The sequence below is a fragment of the Psychrobacter sp. AOP7-B1-24 genome (assembly GCF_052376215.1).
In the GTDB taxonomy this organism is placed as follows: domain Bacteria; phylum Pseudomonadota; class Gammaproteobacteria; order Pseudomonadales; family Moraxellaceae; genus Psychrobacter.
The window spans coordinates 1-6894 of sequence record NZ_JBQSVL010000106.1; the positions used below are offsets into that span (position 1 = coordinate 1).

Genomic DNA, 6894 nt, shown 5'->3' on the forward strand with positions numbered 1-6894 from the left:
CATAATTGTAGGGAGTTTCATGGTCATTTTTAATCGAGTTGGCTCCCACAAAAAACACTCTGTACTCAATTATCTCTAAGCCGTGATATCATAAGCCTACAATATGCGCGTTAATTATAAGTTAAGATAAATATTACTTGCTCTCGGTATCATAAATATTGCTGCTTGAGACATACTATTTTATCTGTCATTAATAATTATCGCGTTTTTTAATTTCTTTGTTTTACAGCCGAGCCTCGCTATGCCCCAATCTCGTACCGATTTAAATCCTGAACCAAAAAGCAACCTGCCTTATTTAACGGGCGTCCTACTACGCTATAGCACCTTTGTCGCCGCAATTTTTTTGCTATTAGCAGGGTTGCTATTGCTAAACTGGTGGCTGATTCTCATTGGTGCGTTTGGGGTGGGTTTGGGCATCTACGATATCGTTCAGTCCAAGCATGCCATCTTGAATAACTACCCTATCGCAGGACATGTTCGTTACGTGCTGGAGGACTTTCGCCCCGAGATTCGTCAATACTTGTTAGAAGATGACAAAGAACAAGTACCGTTTTCGCGCCAGCAGCGTGCTTTGGTTTACCAACGGGCCAAAAACGTTAGTGATACCAATGCGTTTGGTACGTTAGACAATTTATACACCAACGGTAAAGAGTGGTTCTTACAATCAGCGGTCAGCCAACCGCTAAAAAATAAAGACTTTAAAATTATGGTTGGCGGTGAGCGTTGTCAGCAGCCGCATGAGATGTCAGTATTTAATATCTCAGCGATGAGCTTTGGTAGCCTATCTGCCAACGCCATTATGGCGCTCAATCAAGGCGCAAAAATAGGCGGCTTCACGCATGACACGGGTGAAGGTGCGATTAGTCCTTATCATCGTAAATTTGGTGGCGATTTGATTTGGGAGCTTGGTACGGGTTATTTTGGTTGCCGTGATGCCAATGGCGATTTTGATGCACAGTCTTTCGCCGAAAAAGCTGTCGATCCGCAAGTAAAAATGATTGAGATTAAACTCTCGCAAGGCGCAAAACCTGGTAAAGGCGGCGTATTACCAGCAGAGAAAATCACCCAAGAGATTGCTGATACCCGCCAAGTACCACTCGGTCAAGATTGCATCTCACCCTCTTCGCACACCGCCTTTAGCACACCACTTGAGCTGGTTGCTTTTTGGCAGCAGTTACGTGAGCTATCAGGTGGTAAGCCTGTCGGCTTTAAGCTCTGTATCGGTCAACCGTGGCAGTTTATGGCGATTGTCAAAGCCATGATTAAAACTGACAACTACCCTGACTTTATCGTCATTGACGGTGCTGAAGGTGGTACTGGTGCTGCGCCTGTTGAGTTTATGGACAATGTTGGCATGCCAATGGTTGATGGGTTTTTATTGGTTCATAACACCCTAGTCGGTGCAGGTATTCGTGACAAGGTCAGACTGGGCGTAAGCGGAAAAATCGTCTCTGGTTTTGATATTGCGCGCCTCATTGCCTTGGGTGCAGATTGGTGCAACTCCGCACGCGGATTTATGTTTGCAGTCGGTTGTATCCAATCGCGCTCATGTCATACCAATACTTGCCCGACAGGAGTCGCGACCCAAGATCCTTACCGTCAAAAGGCTTTGGATGTGCCAAGTAAAGCGGAGCGCGTCGCAAGCTTTCACAAAAACACCCTAAAATCACTTGCCAGCATCGTTGGTGCCGTAGGCTTACAGCATCCAAGCCAGCTACAGCCTTATCACATTGCACGCCGACTAGAAGACGGACAGATCAAACTGCTATCGAAATTCTTTTATTTTACCGATAAAGGCGCATTACTTGATCAAAGCGCCCGTGCAGATGTATTTAATCAAATGTGGGTAATGGCGACAGCAGACAGCTTCCTGGCTGACAATGACGCACTGATTGCTTACAATGAAGACTCGCGTGATACCGGCAAAAAAACTGAAGCACCTACCTTAAAAGCAGGCGATCAAGCAACAGACGATAGAGCAAACAATGATCCCACAGGTATCATGATAGGCAATGTCAATAACACCTTTCGCGACTTTCCACCTGACAGCGACTAAAAGCTAGCGGTTTACCATATGTGGAGCATCACCACTGATATTTTTCATTATAAAAGATCTATAATCCATGCCAAGTTTTGCTCATATATTCCCTTTATGTACAGCCGTCCTGCTCTCACTTAGTATCAGTGCTTGTAAACCTACAAGCACTGCCGTCAGTAATAGTGACACAGAAAACTGGTCATGCCAGTCTCAAGATACGCCGTTTTCTTATAGCGCCTGTAGCATTACAGCGGAAGCATTGATCGATGGGCGTTACGCATTAAAGTTATTTTGGCAACAGCCTGAGAGTGACGAGCCCCTGTTGACTTTTGATAACTTATTATCGACTTTGCCGGACGATCAAGCGCTTAGCTTTGCCGCAAATGCAGGTATGTATAATAAAGACTATGCACCGATTGGCTATACTATGATTGAAGGCCAAGAAGTTCGTGCGTTAAACCTCAATGAAGGTGGCGGTAATTTTCATCTACTACCGAATGGTGTCATGTGGTGGGATAAGTCTGGGAAGGTACAAATCACGGAAAGCAATGCCTTAGATGAGCTGCTTAAAAATGGTGAAGCACAGCCATGGTATGCCACCCAATCTGGCCCAATGCTGGTTATCAATAACGAGATACATTCACAATTCAAACCTGATAGCACCTCACTCAAGATTCGTAATGGTGCAGGCGTTTGTAGTGACGGCAGCATACGATTTGTGACTAGCGAGGAGCCCGTCACGTTTTATCAGTTTGCTGAACTGTTTAAAGACGATTTAAGCTGCCCAAATGCGCTATTTTTAGATGGCGGTATTGCCTCAGCACTATACGCGCCCAGTATCGATAAACAGGATAAAAAAGAAATGGGTGTGATGATTGGTGTGGTGGAAACTGGTATTGAATAAATGCTTTTAGCCTGTTTCGATACTGACTTATGATATCAGCTGTCTTTCATGTACCAATCGTATTTCTGCAGTAAGTTTTAGCCATTCATGATTCAAAAATCTTTTATAAAATTTTGCTGTAAGCTTTATTTTAAAACGATAGAATCGACTGGTATTAAACCTCTGCAAGTGATGATGTATATCACTGATAAGACAGCCTTCATTAAATCCCGACCAAATAGTAGGTATTGGCGTAAGAAGGTTACCAATACAAATAGGGGCAACTTCAAAATAGAGCATATACTTTAACGCTATAACATCAACGTGTGCCACTCGCCTAGCGATAAATTCATAAGATATCTCAGTGTCTAAAAATAGATCTGATAATGCAACCCACACGGCTTCTTGATTATTTAACCTACCCATAATTAACCTTATAGCGTCTTTCGGCTTTAGAGCGTGTCTTCATTTCAAAAATGGTGATAAAAATGAGATAAATTGCCGTCAAACAAGAAAAATAGTGCAGATAATATCGGGATATTAACCAGCTATTTGACGCTGTTTGGCAAAATTTAGCCATTTTTAGCCCATTCAAATGACTATCAGGTGAATTGAAGACATGCCCTAGTCTTAACGTGCCAAATAACCGGTCATTTCTTCCACACCATGCAAGGTCATTGGATACATTTTATTATCCATTAATTTTTTGATCTCAATGATGGTCTGCGTATATTGCCAGTACGTAGGATTTTCTGGATTGAGCCAAGCCACTTTATCAAAATGGTCCAGCACGCGCTTTAACCATACGATACCCGCTTCATTATTCATATATTCCACGCTACCACCCACTGTCATAAGCTCATAAGGCGACATGGACGCATCGCCGACGAATATCACACGATACTCTCGGCCATATTTATTGAGCAACTCATACGTTGGCATCGGTGCGCTATGACGGCGGTTATTATCTTTCCAGACATAATCATACAGACAGTTATGAAAGTAGAAAAACTCTAAGGTTTTAAATTCATTTTTTGCTGCAGAGAATAATTTCTCAAGCGCCTCCACATGGATATCCATACTGCCGCCTACATCAAACAGCATCAGCACTTTGACACGATTACGGCGCTCAGCCTGCATGTGAATATCAAGCACGCCTTTTTTTGCAGTACGCCTGATGGTCTCATGAATATCGAGCTCATCAGCACTGCCAGTACGAGCAAACTGACGCAGATTACGCAGCGCCATCTGTATCTGACGAGTTCCGAGTTGATTGTCATCATCTAGATTACGATATTTACGCTGCTCCCAGACTTTGGCCGCACTACGCTTACGTGACTCGCCACCCACGCGCACACCTTCTGGATGGTCACCGTATGCTCCAAATGGTGAAGTACCACCTGTCCCTACCCACTTACTACCACCTTGATGACGTTCTTTTTGCTCTTTGAGGCGCTCTTCTAATGCCTTCATCAGCTCTTCGAGCGAGCCGTATTTTTTTAGCAGTCGACGCTGCTCTTCAGTCAGGTTTTTTGGGTCTAGCTTCAAATCTAACCATTCCTTTGGCACTTCAGTTAGCTTAGCCAACAACTCATCCATATCGAGACTATCGACACCTTCAAAATAATCTGCCATGGCACGATCAAATTTATCAAAGTGGCGCTCGTCCTTGACCATGCAGAGCCGAATCAGGCGATACATATCTTCGCGACTGGCAAAGGTAGTCAGGCTTGAATCTTCAGGGTGCGGCTGCATCATCAGTCCTTTGTCTAATGCGGCATTGAGGTCGAGCAGCTCGCGTGTACTGACTGGTACGCCGTAAGTACGCAAGGTGTAAAATAGTTTTATGAACATAAGAGTCACATCACTTATTGGCTGATATGGTTATGATTTTGACATTGGCGCTAACGTTTATCATAGCTACAACGATCATGCGCAAACTTAACGACGCATCATATTGGCAAAGCGCTGCAATAGGCTCACATCGGCTTCATTTTTAAGCAGTGCACCATATAATGGCGGAATAGACTTTTCACCGCGCAGGTTTTCTTCCAACTCTGCTTGTGCCATGTCATCAGCCAGTAATAACGTCAACCAATCGACCAATTCAGATGTTGATGGTGGCTTTTTGAGCCCTTGAATATTACGCAGCTTATAAAAGATATCGAGTGCATCATTGACCAGTTTTTCTTGGATATCAGGGAAATGCACCTCGATGATTTGACGCATGGTTTGCTCTTCTGGGAAATCGATATAATGAAAGAAGCAACGACGCAAAAACGCATCTGGCAGCTCTTTTTCGTTGTTCGACGTGATAATCACCACTGGACGCTGCTCAGCCGTAATGGTCTCACCCGTTTCATACACATAAAATGACATCTTATCCAGCTCATGCAGCAAGTCATTTGGGAACTCGATATCGGCTTTGTCAATCTCATCAATCAATAATACCGTACGCTCTGTACTAGTAAAGGCATCCCACAGTTTACCGGGCTTGATATAGTTGGCAATATCATAAACCTTGTCATCACCCAGTTGCGAATCACGCAGGCGCGACACCGCATCATATTCATACAATCCTTGCTCAGCCTTGGTGGTCGATTTGACATGCCAAGTGATGAGCGGCATACCCAAACTCTCTGCTACCTCTTCGGCTAGTAGCGTCTTACCTGTACCTGGCTCACCTTTAATCAGCAGAGGTTTTTGTAAGGTCATCGCTGCATTTACCGCTAGCTGTAAATCATCAGTCGCAATATAACTGCTGGTACCAGTAACGCTTTTTTTAGTTTTATCAGTCATGCTCATAATCGAATCTCGGTTATTGTTATACATTAAGGCTATCAGAAGCCGTTAAATAGGAGCTATCAAATCATTAAAGGCTATGAGTGGAAAATAAACAATTATTTAGATTAGCACAGTCACACGCATTGCCAAAATACTCATGCGTTCGCGGTTGCATACGTTCTCGATTAGTGGACAACCTGACACAAAAACACGCTCATATAAAAAAAGACACGCAAGGTGTCTTTTTTATTTATAAAATTTTATTTTACTGATTACTTAAGCTTCTTTTTAACAGGCTTATTATTAACAGCCATTTTACAACTTGTCTGATTTTTCTGTTTTGGAGCTTTTAGTTAAGCTACTGTCTTTTTTGAAACCGAATTCTGTTTCAGCATTAGCAGCTAAAGGGGCTTTATTAGATTGCTGAGCAACATCAGAGGATTCCGTCAAATTGGCATTCTCTGGTAAATAACTGCCTGTCGTCAGCTGCATCGTTGCTTGCGTATCTTCTGCACTTTTTCTACGTGCTTTTTCTAAGCTCGATTCAAAAGCACCACGGATAAGTTGCCAAATAAAACCAACAAACAACCCCGCCACTAGCACCACCAATATCGGCACCATGCCAGCTATCGCGCCAGCAAAATCTTTCATCATAATGGAGTAGACAACATGAATACTAGCAGGTGCTAACACACTAGGGTCATTCAAAGCCGTACTAGGCGCTAATAAAACAGCGAACAGTACCATCCAGGTCATTCCACCCAATGGTTTGGGCAGCATACGAGCAACCAGCAGCCACAATACCAACACAATAACGGTACCACCAAGATAAGCATACATCGGCAAGTCTGCAGCTGGTACGTCTTTAACCATCTGCCCCCACCAAATAGCAATTTCGCCGAGAATATCACTGAGAGCTTCCAGTGGTAAGAGGTGTACAATATTTTTTAACCAGTCCATACGCGTTTCTTTATCTGCGTTTATAAATTGTGTTTCATGCTGTTGTGCTTAAAGACAGACAGTAGACACTGCCCTATTACAAACCACACATCATTGACATGCACACTTGATAGGTTGCTAGTTTATCACGACTTTCTATTAAAATGCATGTGACCAAATGTTTAGAAAAAGTTGCATCAACTGCTTTTTAATTATGTACTTAAATTATGGGGCTGTAGTAGATAAGCAC

6 protein-coding genes are annotated in these 6894 nt (G+C 43.2%); 2 read left to right on the forward strand and 4 right to left on the reverse strand.

Annotation, left to right across the window (positions count from 1 at the left end; all coding sequences use genetic code 11):
• Positions 1-241 precede the first annotated feature (241 nt).
• Together ACT3QP_RS13635 and ACT3QP_RS13640 are read left to right on the forward strand one after the other, a co-directional pair.
• On the forward strand, positions 242-2056 hold the full coding sequence (locus tag ACT3QP_RS13635) for an FMN-binding glutamate synthase family protein (protein WP_444525876.1): 1815 nt from the start codon (positions 242-244) through the stop codon (positions 2054-2056).
• A gap of 67 nt (positions 2057-2123) precedes the next feature.
• Positions 2124-2942, forward strand: coding sequence for a phosphodiester glycosidase family protein (locus tag ACT3QP_RS13640; protein WP_444525877.1), 819 nt, complete (start codon positions 2124-2126; stop codon positions 2940-2942).
• Positions 2943-2969: 27 nt separating this feature from the next.
• Here ACT3QP_RS13640 and ACT3QP_RS13645 read toward each other — a convergent pair whose 3' ends face one another.
• The 4 genes from ACT3QP_RS13645 to ACT3QP_RS13660 form a co-directional block, all read right to left on the reverse strand.
• Positions 2970-3347, reverse strand: coding sequence for a DUF7079 family protein (locus tag ACT3QP_RS13645; protein WP_444525878.1), 378 nt, complete (start codon positions 3345-3347; stop codon positions 2970-2972).
• A gap of 204 nt (positions 3348-3551) precedes the next feature.
• Positions 3552-4775, reverse strand: a complete 1224-nt coding sequence (locus ACT3QP_RS13650) for a vWA domain-containing protein (protein WP_444525879.1) — start codon at positions 4773-4775, stop codon at positions 3552-3554.
• Positions 4776-4862: 87 nt separating this feature from the next.
• Positions 4863-5720 carry an AAA family ATPase gene (locus ACT3QP_RS13655; RefSeq protein WP_444525880.1) on the reverse strand — a complete coding sequence of 286 codons (858 nt, stop codon included), beginning with the start codon at positions 5718-5720 and terminating at the stop codon, positions 4863-4865.
• 300 nt (positions 5721-6020) lie between these two features.
• A complete protein-coding gene (locus tag ACT3QP_RS13660; protein ID WP_444525881.1) occupies positions 6021-6665 on the reverse strand; it encodes a hypothetical protein in 645 nt (214 codons plus the stop codon).
• Between the last annotated feature and the right edge of the window lie 229 nt (positions 6666-6894).

What these genes read in the sequence shown, in the direction of transcription:
- ACT3QP_RS13635 (WP_444525876.1), top strand. Translation starts at nt 242, where the DNA reads ATGCCCCAATCTCGTACCGATTTAAATCCTGAACCAAAAAGCAACCTG.
- ACT3QP_RS13640 (WP_444525877.1), top strand. Translation starts at nt 2,124, where the DNA reads ATGCCAAGTTTTGCTCATATATTCCCTTTATGTACAGCCGTCCTGCTC.
- ACT3QP_RS13645 (WP_444525878.1), bottom strand. Translation starts at nt 3,347, where the DNA reads ATGGGTAGGTTAAATAATCAAGAAGCCGTGTGGGTTGCATTATCAGAT.
- ACT3QP_RS13650 (WP_444525879.1), bottom strand. Translation starts at nt 4,775, where the DNA reads ATGTTCATAAAACTATTTTACACCTTGCGTACTTACGGCGTACCAGTC.
- ACT3QP_RS13655 (WP_444525880.1), bottom strand. Translation starts at nt 5,720, where the DNA reads ATGACTGATAAAACTAAAAAAAGCGTTACTGGTACCAGCAGTTATATT.
- ACT3QP_RS13660 (WP_444525881.1), bottom strand. Translation starts at nt 6,665, where the DNA reads ATGGACTGGTTAAAAAATATTGTACACCTCTTACCACTGGAAGCTCTC.